This is a genomic window from Nisaea sp., from assembly GCF_039990255.1.
Taxonomy (GTDB): domain Bacteria; phylum Pseudomonadota; class Alphaproteobacteria; order Thalassobaculales; family Thalassobaculaceae; genus Nisaea.
Map to the genome: position 1 here is coordinate 36,411 of NZ_JBDXGG010000008.1, position 22,070 is coordinate 58,480.

Annotated in this window: 17 protein-coding genes; 8 read left to right on the forward strand and 9 right to left on the reverse strand. The window is 59.6% G+C overall.

Translation table 11 applies throughout. The features are described from left to right. Positions 1 to 20: 20 nt before the first annotated feature. Both ABJ076_RS07790 and nanR read right to left on the reverse strand, forming a co-directional pair. Entirely contained in the window at positions 21 to 1,913 is a 1,893-nt protein-coding gene (locus tag ABJ076_RS07790; RefSeq protein WP_348188909.1) for a hypothetical protein, read from the reverse strand. A gap of 135 nt (positions 1,914 to 2,048) precedes the next feature. Continuing rightward, positions 2,049 to 2,792, reverse strand: a complete 744-nt coding sequence (nanR, locus tag ABJ076_RS07795) for a transcriptional regulator NanR (RefSeq protein WP_348188911.1) — start codon at positions 2,790 to 2,792, stop codon at positions 2,049 to 2,051. 125 nt (positions 2,793 to 2,917) lie between these two features. On the opposite strand from nanR, the gene ABJ076_RS07800 reads away from it, so the two are divergent. From ABJ076_RS07800 to ABJ076_RS07830, 7 genes are all read left to right on the forward strand, one after another. After that, positions 2,918 to 4,288: a four-carbon acid sugar kinase family protein gene (locus ABJ076_RS07800; RefSeq protein WP_348188913.1), complete on the forward strand. Its 1,371-nt coding sequence runs from the start codon at positions 2,918 to 2,920 to the stop codon at positions 4,286 to 4,288. Beyond that, positions 4,285 to 5,532, forward strand: a complete 1,248-nt coding sequence (locus ABJ076_RS07805) for a ribulose-bisphosphate carboxylase large subunit family protein (RefSeq protein ID WP_348188915.1) — start codon at positions 4,285 to 4,287, stop codon at positions 5,530 to 5,532. Before ABJ076_RS07800 ends, ABJ076_RS07805 begins: the two co-directional genes overlap by 4 nt. 333 nt (positions 5,533 to 5,865) lie before the next feature. Beyond that, on the forward strand, positions 5,866 to 6,612 hold the full coding sequence (locus ABJ076_RS07810; protein ID WP_348188917.1) for a GntR family transcriptional regulator: 747 nt from the start codon (positions 5,866 to 5,868) through the stop codon (positions 6,610 to 6,612). 107 nt (positions 6,613 to 6,719) lie between these two features. Then, entirely contained in the window at positions 6,720 to 7,856 is a 1,137-nt protein-coding gene (locus ABJ076_RS07815; protein WP_348188919.1) for a sugar ABC transporter substrate-binding protein, read from the forward strand. Positions 7,857 to 7,951: 95 nt separating this feature from the next. Then, complete coding sequence (locus tag ABJ076_RS07820; RefSeq protein WP_348188921.1) at positions 7,952 to 9,502, forward strand: sugar ABC transporter ATP-binding protein; 1,551 nt, start codon at positions 7,952 to 7,954, stop codon at positions 9,500 to 9,502. Next, positions 9,499 to 10,548 (forward strand): ABC transporter permease, encoded by a 1,050-nt coding sequence (locus ABJ076_RS07825; protein WP_348188923.1) that lies wholly within the window; start codon positions 9,499 to 9,501, stop codon positions 10,546 to 10,548. The genes ABJ076_RS07820 and ABJ076_RS07825 overlap by 4 nt, the downstream gene beginning before the upstream one ends. Before the next feature lie 10 nt (positions 10,549 to 10,558). Then, entirely contained in the window at positions 10,559 to 11,518 is a 960-nt protein-coding gene (locus ABJ076_RS07830) for an ABC transporter permease (RefSeq protein ID WP_348188925.1), read from the forward strand. 138 nt (positions 11,519 to 11,656) lie between these two features. On the opposite strand, the gene ABJ076_RS07835 is transcribed toward ABJ076_RS07830, so the two are convergent. From ABJ076_RS07835 to ABJ076_RS07850, 4 genes are all read right to left on the reverse strand, one after another. After that, complete coding sequence (locus tag ABJ076_RS07835) at positions 11,657 to 12,739, reverse strand: ABC transporter ATP-binding protein (protein WP_348188927.1); 1,083 nt, start codon at positions 12,737 to 12,739, stop codon at positions 11,657 to 11,659. Between the two features lie 81 nt (positions 12,740 to 12,820). Then, complete coding sequence (locus ABJ076_RS07840; RefSeq protein WP_348188929.1) at positions 12,821 to 13,984, reverse strand: extracellular solute-binding protein; 1,164 nt, start codon at positions 13,982 to 13,984, stop codon at positions 12,821 to 12,823. Between the two features lie 32 nt (positions 13,985 to 14,016). Next, a complete protein-coding gene (locus ABJ076_RS07845) occupies positions 14,017 to 14,799 on the reverse strand; it encodes an ABC transporter permease (protein WP_348188931.1) in 783 nt (260 codons plus the stop codon). A gap of 10 nt (positions 14,800 to 14,809) precedes the next feature. After that, on the reverse strand, positions 14,810 to 15,679 hold the full coding sequence (locus ABJ076_RS07850; RefSeq protein WP_348188933.1) for an ABC transporter permease: 870 nt from the start codon (positions 15,677 to 15,679) through the stop codon (positions 14,810 to 14,812). Between the two features lie 165 nt (positions 15,680 to 15,844). On the opposite strand from ABJ076_RS07850, the gene ABJ076_RS07855 reads away from it, so the two are divergent. Continuing rightward, positions 15,845 to 16,858 carry a LysR family transcriptional regulator gene (locus ABJ076_RS07855; RefSeq protein ID WP_348188935.1) on the forward strand — a complete coding sequence of 338 codons (1,014 nt, stop codon included), beginning with the start codon at positions 15,845 to 15,847 and terminating at the stop codon, positions 16,856 to 16,858. Here the strand turns inward: ABJ076_RS07855 and ABJ076_RS07860 are convergent. The 3 genes from ABJ076_RS07860 to ABJ076_RS07870 form a co-directional block, all read right to left on the reverse strand. After that, positions 16,824 to 17,978 carry an FAD-dependent monooxygenase gene (locus ABJ076_RS07860; protein ID WP_348188937.1) on the reverse strand — a complete coding sequence of 385 codons (1,155 nt, stop codon included), beginning with the start codon at positions 17,976 to 17,978 and terminating at the stop codon, positions 16,824 to 16,826. The two genes, ABJ076_RS07855 and ABJ076_RS07860, sit on opposite strands and share 35 nt — an antisense overlap. A gap of 124 nt (positions 17,979 to 18,102) precedes the next feature. Continuing rightward, the gene (locus tag ABJ076_RS07865; RefSeq protein ID WP_348188939.1) at positions 18,103 to 21,504 is read right to left on the reverse strand and encodes a molybdopterin cofactor-binding domain-containing protein; all 3,402 of its coding nucleotides are present in this window, start codon (positions 21,502 to 21,504) and stop codon (positions 18,103 to 18,105) included. Next, positions 21,501 to 21,998 carry a (2Fe-2S)-binding protein gene (locus ABJ076_RS07870; RefSeq protein WP_348188941.1) on the reverse strand — a complete coding sequence of 166 codons (498 nt, stop codon included), beginning with the start codon at positions 21,996 to 21,998 and terminating at the stop codon, positions 21,501 to 21,503. The genes ABJ076_RS07865 and ABJ076_RS07870 overlap by 4 nt, the downstream gene beginning before the upstream one ends. Positions 21,999 to 22,070: the final 72 nt, after the last annotated feature.

The window sequence follows — 22,070 nt, forward strand, 5'->3', positions numbered from 1 at the left end:
AGCCGGTTTTTTGTTTGTGTTTATTCAACGAAGGCCACGGCAAAACCTTCGAGTTCGAATTGCATCGCATCTTGACGCGGCGCTATGTCCAGCCAGTCCGCGCGCGTTGTTGCGGCTATGAATGTACTGCTGTCGAGAATTGTGACCTGGCCCGGTTGCTTGAGGTGGACGGTTGCTTTTCCGGGCGAGACGTTGGCGACCATAAGTCGCGGGCCTGTCGCCAATTCAACGCCATAAGCAAAGACGCCCTCCGGTAAGCCAGATATGCTCAGTCGCCTGTTTCCGGCCATTGCGGAGGCTGTTTTGACGACGTGATGGAGTGGATAGACACACGCGTTCGGCGCCTCGTCGTAAAAGGCCTGCGAATAGGGTTGCGGCGTATAGACGATACCGAACGGCCCGCTTGGAGCGGCAAGGCAAAGAGCTTCGACCTTTTTGCCCTCGGTCGCAGTAAGCACACCGACAGTCCAGGCGGCGGCGAACAGGCCGCGTTGGCGCGGGTCTTCCCGGGCCATCGTCCTGCGGACCTGTTCCGGGTTTTCCGCGACTGCGGCGCCATAAGGGTTTGAACGCATACCGATTGAAACAAGTCCGAGCCGGTAGGGTTTGCCTTTGCCAATAGCCTGTGCGCTCTCGAAAATCTGCGGCAGGGTCTCCAGCGTCTCGCAAACGGAAAGGTCGTCGCAGGCATGGACGATCGCGGTATTGGCGTGTGTGACGAAATCGCAGAGCTCCGGGGCGGGCCGGCAGCGGTTGAATTCGGTAAAATTGGTCAGCATCCCGCCGCCTATCAGCGCATCCGGGAAAACCGCGCGCGACGCCGAAACAACCTCTGACGGCACCGGCCCGTCCGGCCATGGACCGCTGGGCTGATGGCTCGCAAGGTACCCGTCCCGCAGAGCGACAATCCTTCGGGGAGCCAATCCGGCCGAGAGTGCTTTCTGCCGAAAGCGTTCCAGAGCGACTGATGGTGTGTCGTCTTCGGAAAGCACCAGTTCGAGGTCGAGTTCCCGGCCCTTCGCAAGTTCTGAAAGCTGCGCCAAATAATCGTCCTGATCCGCCGAACTGACGCGCGCACGTATATGCCCGAGGGCACCCGGTAGAAGGTTTTCGCTGGTATCGGCCCAGCCCGGTTCAACCACGAGGCCAATGCCCGGGGCGCTTTCTTCCAACTGACGGACGGTCAATTCGGTGCCGGATTCTTCCCCGCCCGTAGCCTCGCTCGCACCTGATAGCGAGATGTGTACGGACTGCGTTACTGATCCGTCGATCGTGTAGGTGAAGGGATGGACCAGCGGGACACAGTAGGTTTTAAAGGACGCGTCGGACCAGTTCCTCTGGTCCTCCATCTCGAAGACCTCTTCGGAGAACGCAATCATCGCGGTCTTGCCACCGAGGCTGTATGTCAGATTTTGAATGTCGAAGACCGGTTGGCCCGGAGAGATGAGACGCGGGAACTCTGTTCGTTCTTCGCTGCCGTCGGAATGAGTGACGGTCAATGGCGCGCCGGCAATTCCCCTGATTGGGTGAAGGACTGTGAAACCGGCCCGATTTGTTGAAAATGGACCATTCTTCGGCGTCATTTTAAGACTTAGCTGAAGCTCGCCTGCGCTCGTCGCGTGGATCGAAAGAGAACATTTCAATCCTCCATCGGCGACCGAGAATTTCAGATTTCCCTTGAATGTGCCGTCTGTTTCCTGATGCGCTTCTTGAAGGATCTCCGGCGCATAGGTTCCCCAACTCTCGTCCCGGATGGGCCAGGTGACAGCACGGACAAGCTCGGTGTTGCGCCAGCAAATGCGTCGCACCGATTCTGTAGAACAAAGAAATGACAAAGGGCCGAGATGCACGGACCGCGCTTCTTCCGGCGCCTCGCTCGTTCCGTAGATTTTGACATTTCTATCGATTGTCATATGGGCCCCATTCCATATTCTTGGCTAATGATTATACCAGTTAGAAAAAGCCGTCAATTCAGCCATCGCGCTGGCGCGACCGCCTGCCGTGGGTCACCGCTGTTCTGGATGAATAGGGAGCGCGAGGCCGGGTGGTCAGACGCCGGACGGTTTGGGTGCGAACAGAGTTTGTGACCGGTCCAGATGCATCTTCATATTGTCGGCAGCTTTGTCCGGATCGTTGGCAGCCAGAGCTGCGATGATCCCTTCATGCTCGTCTACCGTGACATCTTCCTTGCCTGACCAGTGCAGAAGCGACACGTGATATTCAAGAAGCAACCTCAACATAGCGCCGGACACAGCGGCAATGATCGGATTGCCCAGAATCTCCGCGATAGCGGTGTGGAACCGCATGTCCGCTTCGATGAATGCTCGATCTTCTGCGGCGGGGGGTAGGTGAGATTTTTGCTCGGAAAGCAATGTCTGCAGCCGCGCGATATCCTGCGCCGTCGCTTTCTCGGCGGCGGCTCGAACGACCCCCAATTCGAACATACGTCGTGCCTGCTTGAGGTGCTCGAGGTTGGCTGGAACAGAATCAAGTAGGAGCCGCGCAACGTCGTCGCTCCGGTCCAGAACGGTATTTGGAGAAATCTCGTTCACACGGCTTCGCTCGCCATGCGTGATGGTTATCAGCCCCTGGTTCTGGAGGGATTGCAGGGCTTCGCGAACAGCTGGCCGCCCGACGCCGAAGCGTTCCATCAGCGCTCGCTCTGACGGAACCTTGTCGCCCGGCTTTAATTCGCCGTCAACGATCATGGAGCGTAGTCTGTCGAGCACCTGTTCTGAGAGTTTCAGGCGGACGATCTGGTCCGATTTTCCGGCTTGCTCTTCTGCTGGCATCTGATTCCTCGGTTATAGGGACTCCCATGTCTACCCGGAACACACGGTAGTCTTCAACATAAGGCCGGACCTTGACGCGCTTTGGGAAACCGCCTAATTCACCAACTGGTATAATGATATGATATATGAGAGGCGCGGATATCACCAGTGACCTAGACAAACCTGAGATCGTCTGGCTTGGCGACGATTTCACGGGGGCGGCGGCCGTCATGGAAGTTCTGACGTTCGCAGGCATGCCGTCAATCCTGTTCCTCGACACTCCCACCCCGGAACAATTGGCCGTTAGCAAGGGTTTCAAGGCTTTCGGTATCGCGACTATGGCACGGGCGCAACCGCCTGAGTGGATGGCTGAGAATCTGCCGTCATTCTATGCGTTTCTGGATGGAACCGGAGCAGCGCTTGTTCACTACAAAATCTGTTCGACTCTCGACTCATCGCCACGAATCGGCTCGATCGGCAGAGCCATTGAGCTGGCTTGTGATCAATTCGGAGCGTCCGCTGTACCCGTAGTCACCGCCGCTCCGCGCATGCAGCGTTACCAGATTTTCGGCAATCTGTTCTGCGGCGCAGGGAGCGAAGTGTACAGGCTCGATCGGCATCCGGTGATGGCGCGCCATCCGGTAACGCCAATGCGAGAGGCTGATGTTGCTCTGCATTTGGCCGAACAAACCGATATTCAGACTTACTGCCTGGACCATAACGGATTATCCGATCCTGCCCGACTCCGTGCCTGTCTGGATAGGCAGGGCGATGCGGGCATTTGCACGATCGATATGTCTGATGACCGGCACGAACGTATTGTTGGCAGATTGCTTTGGGAAGGGCGGCAGAAGAACCGATTCGTCGTTGGCTCGCAGGGGATCGAATATGCTCTGGTTGCCCATTTTCTGGAAGCTGGAAAGCTGACCGAAAACGCACCGCCGAAAAGCCTTGATCCGACGTCGAGAATGGCTGTGGTATCCGGATCTGTCTCTCCGATTACGGCGGCACAGATCGGATGGGCGCGGCAAAACGGGTTTGCCGCGATCCGCCTTGATGTCCTGAAGATATGTTCGGGCGAAGCGGGGCGAGCCGAGGCGGAACTGGCGGCCATCGACGGGGCGAAATCGGCGCTTTCAGAAGGTTTGATCCCGCTGGTTTTCTCGGCAGAGGGACCGGACGATCCTGCCGTGGCGGCTTTGCGCGCTTCCGATACGGATCCAGCTGTGGCGAACACCCTGTTGGGCCAATCCCTCGGCCGCATATTAAAGCGCCTGATTGACGATACAGGTCTTGGCCGCGTGGTTGTCTCCGGTGGTGACACTTCCGGTCTTGTGTGCGGCGAGCTCGGGGTTTTCGCGCTTGAGGCTGTGTCTCCTACCATACCCGGTGCTGCGCTATGCCGCGCCAGATCGAACACGGGGTTGGACGGCCTGGAGATCGCATTGAAGGGCGGACAGATGGGATCCCAGGACTATTTCGGGTGGATCCGAGACGGTGGAGGCGAAAGATCATGAGCAAACGGTTCACGGCAACATATGACATCGAGACCCCGGTCGGTCTTGAACGCGCCGCCTCCGTGGCCGCTGGCGAGCAATCCACCGGAACCTTCGTCAAACTGGCTGCCGAGACGGATGAACTGCGCACTCGTTCGGCAGCCCGCGTCGAAGAAATCGAAATGACCGGCGAGGCGAGCAGTCCGTCATTGCCATGCCGCCTGAGCGGAGAGCGTTACGAACGGGGGCGGGTCACCATAAGCTGGCCAATGGACAATATCGGCTCTTCGCTGCCGAACCTAATGGCAACTATTGCCGGTAACCTCTTCGAGCTTGCTGAGCTATCGGCAATCCGTTTGGTCTCGTTGGATGTTCCGGCGGAGTTCGCCGCAGCCAATCGCGGCCCGACTGTTGGCGTTGCGGGAACGCGTTCTCTCATGGGCGTTTCCGAAGGGCCCATGATCGGGACCATCGTCAAACCAAGCATTGGCCTGACTTCGGAAGAAACTGCCAAGCTGGCGGGAGATCTGGCAGATGCAGGGCTGGATTTCATCAAGGATGACGAGCTTCAGGCAAACGGGCCGGGATGTCCGCTTGCCGAACGTGCAGGGCAAGTCATGCAGGTGCTAAACGCTCATGCGGAGCGTGCGGGCCGCAAGGTTATGTATGCGTTCAATATTACCGACGAAATTGATGCCATGGCCCGGCATGCGGAGATGCTTGAAAAGCTGGGTGCCACCTGCGCGATGGTCTCGCTTAACTGGATTGGCATCACAGGCCTCCAGTTCCTGCGCGAGCGGACCGCCTTGCCTATCCACGGTCATCGCAATGGCTGGGGCCTGTTTTCCCGTTCGCCCGATATCGGCGTCGCGTTTCCGGCAATGCAGAAGATCTGGCGGATGGCCGGGGCGGACCATATCCACGTGAATGGTCTCGCCAACAAATTCACCGAACCGGACGAGGTTGTGATGGAAGCGGCACGGTCAGTCCAGATCCCGCTTCCCGGAACGGAGCGATGCGCTTTGCCGGTTTTCTCGTCGGGGCAGACCGTCTGGCAGATTGATCCGACAGCCCAGCAACTCGGAAATCAGGATTTCCTGCTCTGCGCTGGCGGCGGCATCATGAGTCACCCCATGGGCGTCTCAGCTGGGGTCGTTGCCTTCCGTCAGGCAGCGGAGGCCGCACGTGCCGGAATTGCGCCTGATGAGCATGCCAAATCATGCCCGGAGCTGGCAGAAGCACTTAAGGCATTCAAGAAGCCGTAGGTGTTCGACAGAGCTGCATCGGCCACACCCTTTTATGCGTTCTTCCGGAGTGACCGAGAGATCGCTCTGGGTTCGCCTGCAAAGGACGCCATCAGAATCAGAAGTTTAACGGTTTGCATCTAATCGGTGGTTTCGTTAATGCGCGTATAGGTAATTTTGCCCAACCAAAAAGATTATTGAAATTCAAAAACCTAGATAAAATCAGAATAAATAATCCAATATTGCATTTGACTCGGTAATCTTCTTTCCGATATCAAAAATCTGGTCCAACAAATAAACAATCATGAACGACTTCAAGGGGGAAGGCCTCGGCCCTCCGGAGCGAGTAATTTGATGAAAGCGGCACTATCGGAGAAGGCGTTGCGCTCGGGTCATGCCCAGAACCTCGGCGGTTCAGTCGTTGAGGATCTTGTCTCCGGCATTCGGAAACTGATCGACTCCCGTGGCCTTGTTGTCGGCGACAAACTGCCGTCCGAGCGGGAGCTTTGCGATCTGTTTTCGACGAGCCGTAACACAGTGCGCGAAGCCATGCGTATGCTTAAGGCATACGGGATCGTCGAAGTGCGTCCCAAAATAGGTGCCGTCATAATCGATCAGCGGATGGAGCGGGTATTCGACCTCTTCTCTTTCAACACGATCGAAGTATCCCGCGAGAGTTTCGCGGATGTTCAGGGATTCCGGAGCTTGCTGGAAGTCACCTCGGTCGATCGGTTGCTTGAGCAGATCGGCGACGCCGACATTGAGGAGATGACCCAGGTTAATACGGCAATGCGTGATGCCGATGATTTCGAGGAGGCATCCGAGTTCGATTTTCGGTTCCATATCCGCCTGATGTCCGTTCTTGGTAACCGCTCGGCGCTCGACGTTTACAGAATTATGAAGCCGGTGATCATCAAGATCATGGTGCTGGGCAAGAGCAACAGGGACGGCAGATCTGCTGCATATGACCAGCATGCCGCAGTCATTGGGGCGCTCGAGGTGCGGGATCGCATCGCCTATCAGTTTCACGCCCAGTCGCATCTCAACTTCGGCCTCGAGAACTTCAGGTCCTATTTTGCGGGTTGCTCGGCGGAAGGCTGAAGACGGCTCCGGGCAAGACCCGGGCACAAACCGGGCTTAGCCCGGACAAAAGGGGTCAGGAAAATGGCCCAACAAAAGCGCGTAGGCGCACGAAAGGGAGGAAACGCATGAAATCGTTCGGTATTGCATCGCTCGCTATCGCCGGGGTGATAATGTCGGCATCGCTTGGAATAGCGGGCCCGAAGGTGGTGCAGGGGCCCGGCGCTGAGCCGGCCTGCTTCGCCCCATGGGAAGCATCGACCAAGTACTTTCAGTGGGACGCCCGCAAGGGCCCGTTCAAGGTCGCGATCGTGAATGGCTTCGTTGGCAACACCTGGCGCATCCAGATGGTCAAAACCGCCAAGGCTTATGCCAAAGACCCGTCGATCAAGGACAAAATCTCCGAATTCAAAATTGTCTCGACCGGCACCGACGCGCCGGCCCAGCTCGGCGCCATCGAAGACTTCATCAACCAGGGTTATGACGCCATTGTCACCATCGCGGTGTCGCCCGAGGGCTTCGACCGGGTGATCCGCCTGGCCGACCGGAACAATGTCGTTCTGGTGCCGTTCGACAACGTGCTCGATACGGACAAGGTCATGCAGGTGAACGAGAACCAGCTTGAAATGGGCCGTATGTATGGCAAGTGGGTGGTTGATCAGCTGGCGAAGAATGGGACGATGGCTGGCAAGATTCTGGAGGTTCGTGGCTTGCCGGGCAACTCCGTCGATCGCGACCGTTCGATCGGGATCAACCAAGTGCTTGATGAGTCTGGCGGCAAGTGGGAGAGAGTCTCGGTTGTCGGTAATTGGGACGACGGGACGGCGCAAAAAGTCGTTGCCGATGCGATTGCCGTTCATGGTGAGTTCGATGGTATTGCCGCCCAGGGGGGAACCACCGGTGTCGTCCAGGCGATGCTGGATAGCGGACATCCGATGGTTCCGATTGCCGGTGAAGCGGAGAACGGTTACCGCAAGCTGATCGCGAAATTCTCCGATGCAGGACTAAAGGGGATTTCGATCGGTCAGTCGCCCGGACTGGTCGCGATCGCTATGAAGGCGGCAGTCTCGGCGCTGGAAGGCAATGTCATGCCGCAGCTCATCTCGGTGCCGCTTCCGATCGCAACCTATGATCAGCTTAAGGACGGCGTGAATTTCTGGACTGATCTGCCGGACAACTTTTTCACCGTGAACGAATTCCCGCCCTGCGGCGTGAACATTTCCGGACCTGCGATTATGGCGCAGTCCAAGAAGGACGTGAATTAGCCTGCCCAAAAAGGCAAACTCGGGGTGTGCGCCACAGTGGCGGACACCCCTTTTTCGCACAGTTTCATCTGTCTGAAAATCGGATCGGGGATCATATGAGCCGGGACGCACACAGCGCCGCCGCAGGGCCGCATTTGACACTCACGAATGTGTCTAAGTTTTTCTCCGGCACCCGGGCGCTCGCGAATGTCGACTTTTCCTGCCGGCTTGGCTCGGTGCACGCCATCCTTGGAGAGAACGGCGCCGGCAAATCGACACTCATCAAGGTTGTCTCGGGTGTTCATCAACCGGACACGGGCAAGATCGAGATAGACGGGCGGGCTGTCCAATTTGCCAGCCCGGCGGAAGCCGCAGCGGCGGGCATCGTCTGCATTTTTCAGGAACTCTCTCTCGTGCCGGACCTGTCCGTCGCCGACAATATCTCCATTTCGGACCCGCCGCGCCGCTTCGGTCTGATCGATGCGAAAGCGCAGCGCCGGCGTGCCGAGGAATTACTCGCCCGCATCCGCTGCGAGGATGTGAACCCGCACTCCCTGGTGCGTGATCTCAGTTTGTCGCGGCGCCAGATGGTCGAAATCGCAAAGGCCCTGGGCAAGAACCCGCAGGTGCTCATACTTGATGAAGCGACTTCCGCTCTCACGAGCCGCGACGTTGAAACCGTCTATGGTTTGCTGGACGAGCTCAAGGCCGAGAATGTCGCCAGCCTTTTCATTTCGCACCGGATGCACGAGGTGGAGAAACTTTGCGACACCCTTTCGGTGTTCCGCAACGGACAGCATGTCGAGACCTTTGCGAAAGGTGACCGGTCCGATAGCGAGATCGTGCGGCTGATGATTGGCCGGGAGGTCAGCAGCTATTTCCCGCCGAAGCCTGAACGCCAAGCGGGACCGCCGCATTTGAACGTCGGAAAGCTTTCCTGGGGACATCGGCTGAAGGGTGTCGACCTGACGGTTCGGAAGGGTGAGATCGTCGGTCTTGGCGGACTGGACGGTCAGGGACAGAAAGAGCTGCTTCTGGCGCTGTTCGGTGTTCTGCGCAATGTCGGCGGCACGGCGACGGTCGGAGAGGTTTCGGCCATCTGTGGCTCGCCCGCCGAAGCGAAGTCCAAAAACCGGAAGATTGCGCTCGTGCCCGAAGACCGGAAGACGGAGGGGCTGATGTTGCCGATGTCGATCGCGGACAACCTGCTTGCGGCCTCTTTTGGGAGGGTTTCGAACGGGATCTTCATTGACCGGGAGAAGGAAAGGGCGGCGGTTGCGGAGGGGATCAGCGCATTGCAGATCAAGATTGGCAGGGAAGAAGATCCGGTTGCGACACTGTCTGGCGGCAATCAGCAGAAAGTCGTGATCGCGAAATGGATGATGACCGACCCGGATGTCATCCTGCTGAACGATCCGACCAGGGGCATTGATGTCGGGACCAAGCAGGAGATCTACCGTCTGCTGCGTGACCTGGCCGGCCAGGACAAGGCGATCCTTTTTTACTCGACCGACTACGATGAACTTATCGGCTGCTGCGACCGGGTGGCCATCATGTATGACGGCGCGATTGTTGCCGAACTCGAGGGCGATGAGCTGACCGAGGAGGCAATCGTCGGCGCCTCGCTCAATATCGGGCTGACGGATAGCAAGAGGGCTGCGGTATGAGCGGTGTTTCGGGGGCGTTCGCGGCTGCTTTTCGTCAGAACAGGGCATTCCTTGGCGCGCTGGCGATGCTCACGGTTCTCTATCTGACGTACAACGTCATGCATCCGCGCGGGTTTTCATCGGCGATCCTGATCCAGAACACAAATGAGTCAGTTGCCATTATCTTCGTCGCCATGGCGCAGACGCTACCTGTCCTGATGGGCGGGCTCGATCTCAGCGTCGGTGCGGTGATGACGCTGACCAACGTCATCGCTTCCGAACTGATGCACGGCAGTCCTCTCCAGATGGTCGTCGGAGGGCTGCTCACTCTTGCTTCCGGAGCTGCTTTCGGACTGCTCAACGGGGTCATCGTTGTCTATGGAAGGTTACAGCCCATTATCGTGACACTCGCCACCGGGGCTGTCGCAATGGGGCTCGCTCTCTTCATCCGGCCGAAGCCCGGCGGGAACGTGGATGACGACCTGAGTTGGGCTTTTACGAACGCGCTTTGGGATCTTGTTGACACCTATCGTTTCTTCGATCCGGATGTTGCGTGGTTCCAGCCGATCGCCTGGATTCCCGTGCCACTGATTCTCGTGATTGTGATCGCGTTCGGGGTCTGGCTCCCGTTCCGAAGAACCGTAACGGGGCGCACCGTATACGCCATTGGCTCCAGCGAAGGGGCGGCCTTTATGTCCGGCCTGCCGATTGACCGGGCCAAACTCGTCGCCTTTACGCTCGGCGGTTTTTTTGCGGCTTGCGGTGGGTTGTATCTCACTATTCAGACCTCGTCAGGCAATGCCGATATCAGTCAGGCGGGTGCCTATACGCTGAATTCGATTGCGGCCGTGGTCCTTGGTGGGACGTCGCTTCTGGGCGGTGTGGGCGGGGCAATCGCCTCGCTTGTCGGAGCCCTGATCCTCCGGGTGATCTCATTCTACTTCCGGATTCTGTCTATCGATCCATTGCTCCAGCCGCTGATCCAGGGACTCGTTCTGCTTGTCGCGGTCAGCCTCGGGGCTTTTCGCACTTTGCGTGTCAAGAACCGCCTCGAGCTTTTCCGGTAGGAGACAGGAAATGAATAAGCTGATCTCACGGATCAAACCCGAGGACCGGCCGATCTACACCTCGCTTGCCTTCGTTGCGGTGATCCTCGCCATCGGGACCGGATATACGCTTGCGACCCAGGGGACCGCGCCATTGCTGTCTCCCGGCTACCTTTTGCAGCAACTCCAGACCGGCGCTTTCCTCGGGATTGTCGCGGCCGGCATGATGGTTGTCATCCTGCTCGGGAATATCGATCTCTCAGTGCCCTGGACCCTGACGGCTGCGGCGATGATGGGCGCGGCTGTCGGCGGGCCGATGGCGCTTCCGATCGCGATCCTGATCGGTGTTGTCGTCGGGCTGGTGAATGGCCTCGGCGTTGCCTATCTGCGCATTCCCTCGATGATCTTCACGCTTGGGGTGGATTCGGTTCTGCGAGGCCTCATGGTCGCGCATACCGGCGGCTTCGCTCCGCAGGACCAGGCGACGCCTATCATGCGCTTCCTTGCAGCGGAGCGGGTTCTCGGAATCCCGGCCGCGATATTCGTTTGGGCCGCCGTTTCGGTTGTGATCGCGGTGATGCTCAAGCGAACGGCCTTTGGACGCTCAATATATGCAACAGGCAACCGGGAAGCAGCGGCCTATCTTTCCGGTATCCGCACACGGCTGGTCATTGTCGGCGCGTTTGTAACGTCGGGTGTCTGCGCGGCCGTCGCGGGTGTGCTTCTGACGGGATATTCGAACAAGGCCTATCAGGGCATGGGCAACGAGTTTCTCCTGCCGGCGATTGCCGCAGTGGTTATCGGCGGGACTCATATTCTGGGCGGGCAGGGCCGCTATATCGGCACGCTGATTGGTGTGATCCTGATCGTGCTCCTGAAATCCGTGCTCTCGATCATGCAGATGCCTGAAGCCGGCCGACAGGTGATCTACGGGGCCGTGATCATCACGATGCTATTGTTCTATGCACGGGGGCGGAAGATCGTCGGATGATCTGGAGGGCGTAGGTTCAATGACTGTTCTCTTCAGGTGAGCAATCCGCATTAGGTCAGAGTCTTAATGGTTTCTGCCCTAAGCGAGTTTTGCGTTCCAGCAGTTGAATTGGAGCGCTGCTTCGTTTTCCGCAGACTGTCACGATGGCAGAATAACGCAGTCGCGGGCGCGGATGCGGATCGAGACCTTGCTTTCGACCGTGTGGGGGCGCTCGTCGATCTGGTTTATCGCCTGTAGGGACTGGGTGCCGGCTTGCAGGAAGTAGCGGGCAACCTGGCCTTGGTAATCGACATCCCGCACCTGTGCTGTCAGTAGGGTATCGTGCGCTTCGACGGTGGGCTGATCTCCCAATGCAAGTTTTTCAGCCTTTATCGACAGCTTGACCTCGGCGCCGCTTTTCAACAGGTGGCTCTCACTGGCATCCAGCAGTGCGCAAAGGCTACCGAGTGCTGGGATCTCTACCTCTGCGATACCGTCGCGCAGGGCTTTTACTGTGCCGGAAAGAATGTTCGCGTTGCCGAGGAAGGATGTCACGAATTCAGAAGCAGGGCGGTTATAGACCAGCTCCGGGGTGCCGATCTGTTCGACTCTGCCGGCGCTCATGACGACAATCTTGTCGGACATGGCCAGCGCCTCGGACTGGTCGTGGGTCACGAAGATCGAGGTGACGCCGATGCGGTTCTGGATGGCCTTTAGCTCGACGCGCATTTCCTCGCGCAGGTTCGCATCGAGAGCTGAGAGCGGCTCGTCGAGCAGGAGGACATCCGGTTCGACGACGATGGCGCGGGCAAGCGCGATGCGCTGCTGCTGGCCTCCGGACAGCTGTGTCGGAAACCGTTCCTCGACACCGGGAAGGCGGACGATGTTTAGGGCCTCGGTGACTTTCTTGCGGGCGTCCTCTTTCGGGACACCGCGATACTTCAGGCCGAAAGCGATGTTCTCGCCGATGGTCTTGTGCGGGAACAGCGCATAATTCTGGAACACGAGGCCCAGGTTGCGTTTGTGGATCGGCACGTCGTTCACCCGCCGTCCGCCAACAAGGATGTCGCCGGTCGTGGGGAATTCGAGCCCTGCGATCATCCGCAGCAGAGTCGTCTTCCCACAGCCGGATGGCCCCAGCAGCGTGGTGAAGGAGCCTTCCTCGAATGTGATGTTCGCGTCTTCGACCGCGACAACGGAGCCGAAGGCCTTCCGAATGCCGACAAGTTCAACCTGGGCCACTGACCATTCCTCGCTTTATAGACTGTTCCAGCGGTACCGGCCGGCCTCCTGAGAGACCGGCCGGAGTGCTGCATGAAAGGCTCAGGCGCCTTTCTTCAGGCGGTTCCACTGTTTCTTCTGCGCTTTCTCGACCGGGTTCCAGGTCGTCGGGTCGCGGAACACCAGCCCTTCCAGCTTGCCGGTCGGATCGAAGGCGGGAAGACCTTTGATCACGTCAGACATGGCGATCTTGTTCGGGTCGAGAGAGGACGGATATTTCTGTCCCTCGGCGACTGCGAGCGCGGTTTCCGGAGCGAGCATGAAGTTTAGCAGCTCTTCGGCGTCCGCCATCGGCGAGCCCTTGAGGACGAACATGCTTTCCATCCAGGCCAGACCATTCTTCGGATCGAGATAGCCAATCGGATGCCCTTGTGCCTGCAGGGCGGCGACACGGCCGGACCAGGCTTCAGTGACATAGATCTCTTCCTTGGCGAGGAGATCCATCAGCTCGGCGCCGGACTCCCAGTATTTGACGATCAGGCCGCGATGCTCGCGCGCCTTCTCCCAAACCGCGTCCCAGTCCTGGATGTTGTTCGGATCCTGATCGGATTGCAGCGCGCCATACCAGGCACGGTTCGCCCAGTCGCCGCCCCAGCCGCCGATCTTGCCCTTCAGCTCTTTCTTGAGCAGCAGGTTGGCACCGAGCGCTTCGGCCTCTTCCTTTGATACATACTTGGTGTTGTAGGCGATGCCCGTGGTTCCGTAGTCGTACGGAACGGCGGACAGGCTGTTCGGCGTAATGGCCTTGAACGGCTTGATGATGGCGTCCATCACGTTGACCATGTTCGGGATGTTTGCCTCGTTCAGCTCACTGCCATAGCCGTTGTCGACCCAGCGCTGATACCAGCTCACGCCGGAGGAATGCAGCATGTTGTGGCCGTCGATGGAACCGGCCGCCTTGATTTTGGTCAGTACTTCGGCCTCGCCGCCAAAGGCGGAGTCGATCACCTTGTTGCCGCTCTTTGCCGTATAGTGATCGAAGGCATGCTTGCGCAGGGCCTCGCTGACGACACCTCCCCAACCTTCGAAATAGATGTCGGTGCCGGCGGCCATGGCGTGCCGGCTGAGGGCAGTCATGCTGCCGCCTGCGACACCGGCGGCCATGCCGGCATAGCCGAGCAGCGCCATGAAGGAGCGGCGGTTCATGTCGCCATTGCCCATGCGCTCGCGCAGGGTCTCGTAGCGCTTTGTTGAGCTGATTTTCATCGTTTTTTCTCCTCTGTTCATGTGATGGCGGATTATCGTTGTTTGCGTGTGAAGTACCGGGCGAGCCCGCCCGCCATGAGCGGGACGCCGACGGTGATGACGATCATGACGAAACCAAGGGCATTGATTTCCGGGCTGACGGAATTGCGCAGCATGCCGAAGATCTGCGTCGGCACGGTCTCGGAGCCGGCCGGGCGCCAGAAGATTGTCGCGGTGATGTTGTCGAAAGAGATTGTGAAGGCGAACAGCGCTCCGGCGAACACAGCCGGCATCAGCAGCGGCAATGTGATCTGAAAGAAGGTTTGCAGCGGGTTGGCGCCGAGGCTGAGCGCCGCCTCCTCATAGTCCTTGCGGATGCCGACAAGTCTCGCCTGAACGACGAGGACGACAAAGGGCAGGGCGATGATTGTGTGCCCGATCAGCAGCAGGGCGAAGGAGCGCGGCATCGACAGCCAGCGCAGAAACAACAGCAGGCCGACGGCAAGGACCGTCTCCGGTACCAGCACAGGAGAGATCAGGAAGGTGGTGATCCATGCCTTGCCCGGGACGCGATATCTGACGAGGGCAAGGGAGGCGAGAATGCCGATCGTGGTCGCCAGGATGGCGGTGCCGATCCCGAGGACGAACGAGGTCTTGAAAGCGCGGACGATCGCCTCGTTTTCATACAGCTTCTCGAACCATTGCAGACTGAAGCCTTCGATCGGGAAGCCGCCGAATTGAGAGCTGTTGAAAGCCAGCAGAAGGACCACGGCGACCGGCGCGAACATGAAGACATAGACGGCGATCGCATAGAGACGGATCAGGTTCCAACCCATGGGCCGCTCCTCAGCCGAAGGCTTTGTAGAGTTGGTTCATGCCCATGATCCGGCTGTAGATGACAACCACGATCCCTAGCAGAACCAGCAAGGTGAAGGAGAGGGTCGCGCCCATCGGCCAGTTCAGCTCGGACAGGATCGAGTCATAGATCAGGTTGCCGAACAGGAAGTCGTTCGGACCACCGAGAATGAGAGGCGTCACGTAGCTTCCGGCGGTGAGCACAAAGACCAGTAAGCTGCCTGCGGCCAGGCCCGGCAGAGACAGCGGCAGCGTCACCTCGCGGAATGCCTGCCAGGGTGAGCAGCCGAGAGTCCGTGCGGCGGGCACCAGGTTCCGGTCGACGCCTTCAAGGCTCACATAAACATTGAGGATCATGTAGGGCAGGAAGACGTGGATGAAGCCGACGATGACCGCGAACTCGTTGAACATCATCTGCAGCGGCTCGTCGATCACCCCGAGCCAGAGCAGCATGCCGTTGATGGCACCCTGATTGCCCATGATGTGGATCCAGGAGAGCGTCCGGATGATGAAGCTGACCCAGAAGGGCAGGATCAACAGCAGGAGCAGCAGCCATTTGTGCTTGTAGGTGGTGTTGGCGATGAAATAGGCCGGGATGTATCCGAGCAAAGCCGCCAGCACGGTGACGATAACGGAGAGCCGGAACGTTTTCCATATGGCCACGTGGTAGTAATTGTCGGTGAACAACTCCGACCAGTTCTCGACCGAGAAAGCCGGCTGATCGACGCCGAGATCGATGTTTATGTAGAAGGAATAAATCAGGATTAGCGACATCGGCACGACCACAAGAAGCGTGATTGTGACCAGTGCCGGCGATAAGAGCCACCATGGCCTCATAGCCTTGCTATGCAATGCGCTCACCTGAAATGTCCCCAACGATATCCGGCCCTGCTTCGAACGGCCGGTTGTCCGGCTCTAGTCGGTGGCCGCTTATGCGGCTCTCAACGAAGATGGAAATCTTCATCAGGCTAGGTCATTGTTCCAATAGATAATGAAAATCACGCCCATTGATTTTAGGAATGACTCATGGATCTGCCCCGGGTGGACGACAGTGAACGGCTCGCGCGGGAGCTGGACTGGAACCTGCTGCGCACCTTCATCGCAATCGTTCAGGAGGGAGGAATCACTGCAGCGGCTGACCGGCTTTTGCTAAAACAACCGAGTGTCAGCAACGCGCTCAAGCGTTTGGAGACAAGCCTCGGAAAGCGGCTGATCGATCGCGGGCCCAGCCATTTCCGTGTCACTGACGCTGGGCAGAGCCTCTATCACGAGGCGCTTGAGATCCATGGTACGATCGCCCGGCTGACTGTGGAGCTGCGTGATATCGAGGATGAGATCCGTGGCCATGTTCGAATACGTCTGGCCAGTCATGTCATTTTCCCGCCACTGGATGAAACCCTTAGGGAATTCATTCAGCGACACCGGAACGTGACCTGTGACATATCCGTCCAAACCAGCGCGAACGTGGTGGCATCGGTGCTGGAGAAGAAAGCCAGCCTCGGGATCTGCCTTGTTCACCGCCAGCACCCCGATCTGACCTATGACAAACTATTCCGTGAACATTTCGGATTCTTTTGCGGGCCGACCCACCGCTTTTTCGGCCAAAAAAACCTGACACTGGCAGACCTCGATGGTGAGCCTTCGGTCACCTTCGATACAGACAGTTTGCAGGATGCTCTCCGGCCCGTCGCCGTGCTGCGCACGCAACTGAATCTTGACCACACGATCCGTGCGACCTCGTCCCAGCTGGAAGAGGTGAAACGACTAATCGTCGCCGGGGTCGGGATCGGCCCGCTGCCAATCCATGTCATGACCCGCGATGTCGAGGACGGGCTTCTCTGGCGCCTGCCGCCTTATGATGATCCGCCGGCAATTGATGTCTTCCTCGTCACCAATCCGGCCTCGCGCCTCAACAGGGCGGAAAAAGGCATGATCGATATGCTGCTGGAGATGACGGAGAAACTGCCGATGTCGGGCCGCACCTATCCGTCTTCCGCAAAGGCCGTCAGGCTTGGGAGCCGCCCAGTTCCGCCCGGATAGGATCGTACCCGTAGACCCAGGCGGGATCCTCCGGCTCCTTGAGCCATGTATTGGCATTGGAGATCATCTGAACCTTGGTTGCCCGGTCGCGTCGCGTGCTCTCGTAGAGGCTGAATACTTCCCCGTAGTTGTCGGCCCCCAGTTCCTTCAGGCACCGGGTCAGAACGGCGGCATCCTCAATGGCCATGCAGGCGCCCTGTGCCATATGCGGGCGCATCGGGTGGCAGGCATCGCCAAGCAGCACCAGGCGGCCACGGCTCCAGAGGTTGAGCGGGTCGCGGTTCCAGAACGGCCATTTTGTAACGGTCTCGGTCGCGTCGATCAGGGTTTGTATGATTGGGTGCGAGCCGCCGAAGATCGCTTCCATCTCTTCGCGGGAGCTGTCGACGAACGGCTCGTCATGTTCCCAGCCGTCTACCGGAACGCCGGTGACGTAATAGTATTCGGACTTATCGCCTTTGGTGTCGTAGGCCATGATGTGGCGGGACAGCTCCCACCACCATTTGACGCAAGCCTCGAAGTCGAGGCCCGAGGCCCGCAGCTTATCCATGTTGACCATGGCGCGGTGCCCGACCCAGCCGGAGAATTTCGGTTTTTCCGGGCCGAGCAGCTTCTCGCGGATCATCGAGTTGATGCCGTCTGCACCGATTACCAGACGGGCGGAGATCTGTGTGCCGTTTGTGAAACTGAGCAGAACATCGTCGTCCCGTTCTTGAAGGTCGCTCAGGCCGTGATCGAAATGCACCCGGTCTGCTGGCAGAATATCCATCTGTTCGGCATGCAAATCGCCTCTGTGGATCGTGATGTAGGGCGCGCCATATTCTTTCTTTGCATAATCGCCGAGCGGGATCCGGGACAGATAGTCGCCGGTATTTCCATCGCGCGAGAACCAGTAATCGGGATGAGAGCCGATCCCGGCCAGGCGATCCTCAAGCCCGATGGTCCGGAAGATCTTCATCACGTTCGGGCCGATATGAATGCCCGCGCCAATGCGTGAGAAGACGGGGGCCTGCTCGAAGACATGGACTGAAAAGCCAGCCTCCAGCAGCAGCGCCACGGCTGCGGCGCCACCCATGCCGGCGCCGATGACGGCGATATCGACTGTCTCAACCTGGGTCACAGGGGAGGCTCCTTTCCCTCGTCACGAATGATGTTAGTCATTAGCATACAAACAATAATGGTTCAAACGTCAATCGACGCCCCTCACGTGTGTGCGCTGCACCGTTGTTGATATTTGGTACGCCCTACCATGCTGGAAGGTCGGGTGCGAAACGGGTTCGCATGTAGGCCGCAAGCGCATCCCGCTGGGCCGGGGTGAACTCCTCCCTGAAGGATGGCATATCGCGCAGGTCGAGATTGACCGGCGCTTCGATGCCTTGATCGAGCAGGCTCCGGAATGCTTCCGGCGTCGGCGCGCGCAGGACTGCGGAGGCGGTCAGCGGCACCCGAGCGGCGGTTACCAAATCCGGCATGGCCGGATCGTGGCAGACGGCGCAGGCGCTCTCGAAGATCCGGTGCGTCGCGTCCGGTGCCAGCGACGGCGGCGTTTCGTGTACTGCTGGGGCAGCGGCGGGCGGTATCAGTGAGGCCAGATAGACCGACATGGCGCGGATATCGTCGTCCGGCAGGGCTGTCATGCTGCTGACCACTTCCGCCATCGGGCCGGCGGCAGCGGCATGATCGGAGAGCCCGGTCCGCATATAGGAGAAGAGGCTGTCCTCGGTCCAGCCACGCGCACCGGCTTCCACACCTTGCAGGGCGGGTGCGAACCAGCCATCGACCATGGTCCCGGTCATTAGCGGTTTCTCTGCCCCGAGCAGATTCCGGGGCGCATGGCAGGCACCGCAGTGACCCGCCGCCTCGACCAGATATTTACCCCGGTTCCAGACCTCGGAAGCGGCCGGATCCGGCTGGAACGGCGCTGTATCGTGAAAGGCGGCATTCCAGAGCGCCATACCGGACCGGATATTGACCGGCGCCACCATTTGGGCTGTCGGAGTTTCCGACTTCACCGGCTCAAGGGTCTGCAGATGGGCATAGAGAGCGAACATGTCCTCTTCGCCGATCTTGGCAAAAGAGGTGTAGGGGAAGGCGGGATAGAGATGGCTTCCGTCGCTGCTGATGCCTTTGCGCATAGCGCGGGAGAAAGCCTCGTAGGACCAGTTCCCGAGGCCTGTTTCCGGATCGGGTGTCAGGTTGGTGGTCCAGACCGTCCCGAACGGCGTTTCCATGGCGCGCCCGCCGGCATTCGTGAGGTCGCCGTCTGCCGTATGACAGATTGCGCAATCGCCAAGGGCGAAAACCTGCCGCCCCCGCTCCAGGGTTTCGGCACTGAAGGTTCCGGCCTTGGGCGCCGGGCTTGGCGGGATCGGCGAATGCAGCGGCAGCGATATCGCGCCGAGGGTCAGGGCACCGGCGACGGCACCTGCCCAGCCGAGGATCTTTCCCCGGCGCCCATTGTCGTTTGACTCGGGCTGTCCTTGCAGACGAAGCGGACCGTCCGTGTTTCCGAGTGCCTTGCGCATGGCCTCTGGTGTGAACGGCACCTCGCGCATGCGCACGCCGGTGGCGTCGAAAATAGCGTTCGCAATGGCCGCCGCGCTCGGCACCGCAGCGCTTTCGCCGACGCCGAGTGGCGGGTCTTCCGGGCGGGAGACGATCAGCGTCTGAATTTCCGGAACCTCGGGGAAGGTCTGGATCGGGTAGGTGGCCCAGCTTTTCGGCGTCGGCGTGATCTCGTCGAAGGTGACCTGCTCGGTCAATACCCGTCCGGCAGTCTGGATGACGTTGCCGTGGATCTGCTGCCGCACGCCGTCCGGATTGACCGCGAGCCCCTGGTCCTGGCCGACGAACACACGGTGCAGGGTGACGACCCCGCTATCGAGATCAACGGAGACATCGACAATCCAGGCGGCCGAGGCGGCCGCGACGCCGGGGAAAGTGCCGTGGACGTAGGTTGCAAAAGCGAAACCCTGCCCGAAAGCCATGCGGCCCTCGCGGCGGAAGCGTGGACCCTCTCTTTGATCCCACCCTGCCGCTTCGGCCGTGCGCCGGACCAGTTCGGCTTCGCGCGGATCATTCATGTGCCGCAGGCGGAATGCGACAGGATCCTCCGACGCCTCAAAGGCCATCTCGTCGATGAAACTTTCATGCGCGAAGGTGTTAGGCAGTGCCGAGACGCCACGGATATAGGCGGCGCGGACGATCGGGGCCATGTCGTGGACCGTGATCTTCTTGTGCGGCACCCGGTAGGGCGGAATGCTCGTCCGGTCGCCCATGTCCGCCGGGCGCGGCTCGCCGGAGATAACGCCGGTCAGCAGCAGCGCGAGGTTTGGTCCCCGGTTCGAAGGGTACCAAGTGTCGAGTGCATAGGCGTGCAATTCATTGGCTGCCGTCATGCCGCCCTCGACTGCCATGATCTGGGCGGCGCCTTTCGGCTCCCACAGATGTTCCTGGGCGCGGGTCAATTGTACGCGAACCGGTTTGCCGGTGGCCCGTGACAGCAGAAGCGCGTCTCCGCAGACATCGTCGGCGCAATTCCGCCCGAAGCACCCTGCAACCTGATAGCGGCGGACCTCGATTGTCTCGGCCGGAAGGGCGACCAGCATGGCAAGGTCGGCGCGCAGAAGGTGCGGGCTCTGGGTGCCGGACCAGACGACCGGGGTGGCCTCGTTCCAGTCCGCGACGGCGCAGGACGGCCCGATGGAGCCGTGTTCGTGATAGGGCCAGACGTAGGTGCGCGACAGGGTCTTCGCGCTTTCGGCTATACCGGTTTCGAAGTCGCCGCTGCGGTCGAGCGCGCGCGGTGTGGACGGATGCGATTTGAGGCTGTTTACCAGATCGCCCAGATCGGGCAGGGGCGGCGGCTGGCGCCAGGTGACATCAAGCGCCTCTGCGATACGTTGGGCCTGTTCCGGACGCTCGGCCACGACGCCGAGAAAATCGCCGACGCGGACAACGTCTATCAACCCGTCCATCCCGGTGACGGATGCCGGGTCATAGTCGATCAGGCTGTTGCCGATGAAGTCGCCAGTGTCGCGCCCGGCATAGGGCGGCCGGATGACATGGCCGTGGACCATGCCCTCGATATGCAGGTCGTGCACATAAAGCTGCTGCCCGGTCAGCTTCTCAATCATGTCGCGGCGCGGGGCCGACGTGCCGACGATCTCGTACTGCGTGGGATCTTTCACAGGGGTCTCGAGATCGAGCGGCTGGGCGATTTCCTGCCCAGCGATGAGGGCGCCATAGCCAATGCTCTGAGCCTGCCAATGGACAGCGCCGTCAGTCGATGTGACCGCGTTCTCTGGCGCGTTGAGGCGCAGCGCCCCGAGCCGTAATAGCTGCCGATATGCCTGTGCTGCGGCCTTGCGCAAAGGGATGGCCGTGATCTGCATCGTCTCGGAGGCAATCGTCGGGCCCTGATCCGGTACCTCGTCGGTATTGCCGAGAACGACCCGGACCCAGTCCAGCGGGACATTCAGTTCTTCGGCGACGATCTGGCCGAGTGCGACCTCAATTCCCGTTCCCAGATCGACGTGGCCGTTATAGGCGGTGACTTGCCCCGACGCATCTATCCGGATGAAGGTCTCGCGGACGGTACCTGCTTGCCGGAAGATTTCGAGGGAGCCGGAGGTGGTGTCGGTCATCGGGCGTGTTCTTCGGTTTTGGCGGCCAGGTTTTCCGCCGCCGTGCGCACGGCGGCCAAAATTTCCAGATGCGTGCCGCAGCGGCATAGGTGATGGCGGTGGGCTTGCCTGATTTCATCGTCCGTCGGGGATGGATTGCGGGCGAGCAGCGCCACCGTGTTCATGATCATGCCGTTGATGCAGTAGCCGCATTGCGCGGCCTGCTTTTCATTGAATGCCTGTTGTACGGGGTGCATTTCACCGGTCGCGGTACCCGGCAGGCCTTCCAGGGTGGTTACTGAGGTGCCGTTCGCCTTGACTGCCCGCAGCACGCAGGCGCGCGCCGGTGCGCCATCGACCAGAACGGTGCAGGCGCCGCATTGGGCCATGCCGCAACCGTATTTCGGCCCGTTCAACCCGAGCCTATGGCGCAGCAGGTCGAGCAGCGTCAGATGCGTGTCCACGTCAAGCGACAGGGCTTGCCCGTTTACAGTCAGCTCAATTCTACCAGCCATGGTCCCCCGCATAATTCATCCTGATAGTCAGCGAAGTTTTGTATGTATGCAAATATATTTGCGTCCCGGTTG

Bases quoted from the DNA above. Each gene is read 5' to 3' on its own strand.
- ABJ076_RS07815 (WP_348188919.1), top strand. From the start codon at position 6,720: ATGAAATCGTTCGGTATTGCATCGCTCGCTATCGCCGGGGTGATAATG.
- ABJ076_RS07800 (WP_348188913.1), top strand. From the start codon at position 2,918: ATGAGAGGCGCGGATATCACCAGTGACCTAGACAAACCTGAGATCGTC.
- ABJ076_RS07810 (WP_348188917.1), top strand. From the start codon at position 5,866: ATGAAAGCGGCACTATCGGAGAAGGCGTTGCGCTCGGGTCATGCCCAG.
- ABJ076_RS07870 (WP_348188941.1), bottom strand. From the start codon at position 21,998: ATGGCTGGTAGAATTGAGCTGACTGTAAACGGGCAAGCCCTGTCGCTT.
- ABJ076_RS07825 (WP_348188923.1), top strand. From the start codon at position 9,499: ATGAGCGGTGTTTCGGGGGCGTTCGCGGCTGCTTTTCGTCAGAACAGG.
- ABJ076_RS07840 (WP_348188929.1), bottom strand. From the start codon at position 13,984: ATGAAAATCAGCTCAACAAAGCGCTACGAGACCCTGCGCGAGCGCATG.
- ABJ076_RS07845 (WP_348188931.1), bottom strand. From the start codon at position 14,799: ATGGGTTGGAACCTGATCCGTCTCTATGCGATCGCCGTCTATGTCTTC.
- nanR (WP_348188911.1), bottom strand. From the start codon at position 2,792: ATGCCAGCAGAAGAGCAAGCCGGAAAATCGGACCAGATCGTCCGCCTG.
- ABJ076_RS07790 (WP_348188909.1), bottom strand. From the start codon at position 1,913: ATGACAATCGATAGAAATGTCAAAATCTACGGAACGAGCGAGGCGCCG.
- ABJ076_RS07830 (WP_348188925.1), top strand. From the start codon at position 10,559: ATGAATAAGCTGATCTCACGGATCAAACCCGAGGACCGGCCGATCTAC.
- ABJ076_RS07865 (WP_348188939.1), bottom strand. From the start codon at position 21,504: ATGACCGACACCACCTCCGGCTCCCTCGAAATCTTCCGGCAAGCAGGT.
- ABJ076_RS07855 (WP_348188935.1), top strand. From the start codon at position 15,845: ATGGATCTGCCCCGGGTGGACGACAGTGAACGGCTCGCGCGGGAGCTG.
- ABJ076_RS07820 (WP_348188921.1), top strand. From the start codon at position 7,952: ATGAGCCGGGACGCACACAGCGCCGCCGCAGGGCCGCATTTGACACTC.
- ABJ076_RS07805 (WP_348188915.1), top strand. From the start codon at position 4,285: ATGAGCAAACGGTTCACGGCAACATATGACATCGAGACCCCGGTCGGT.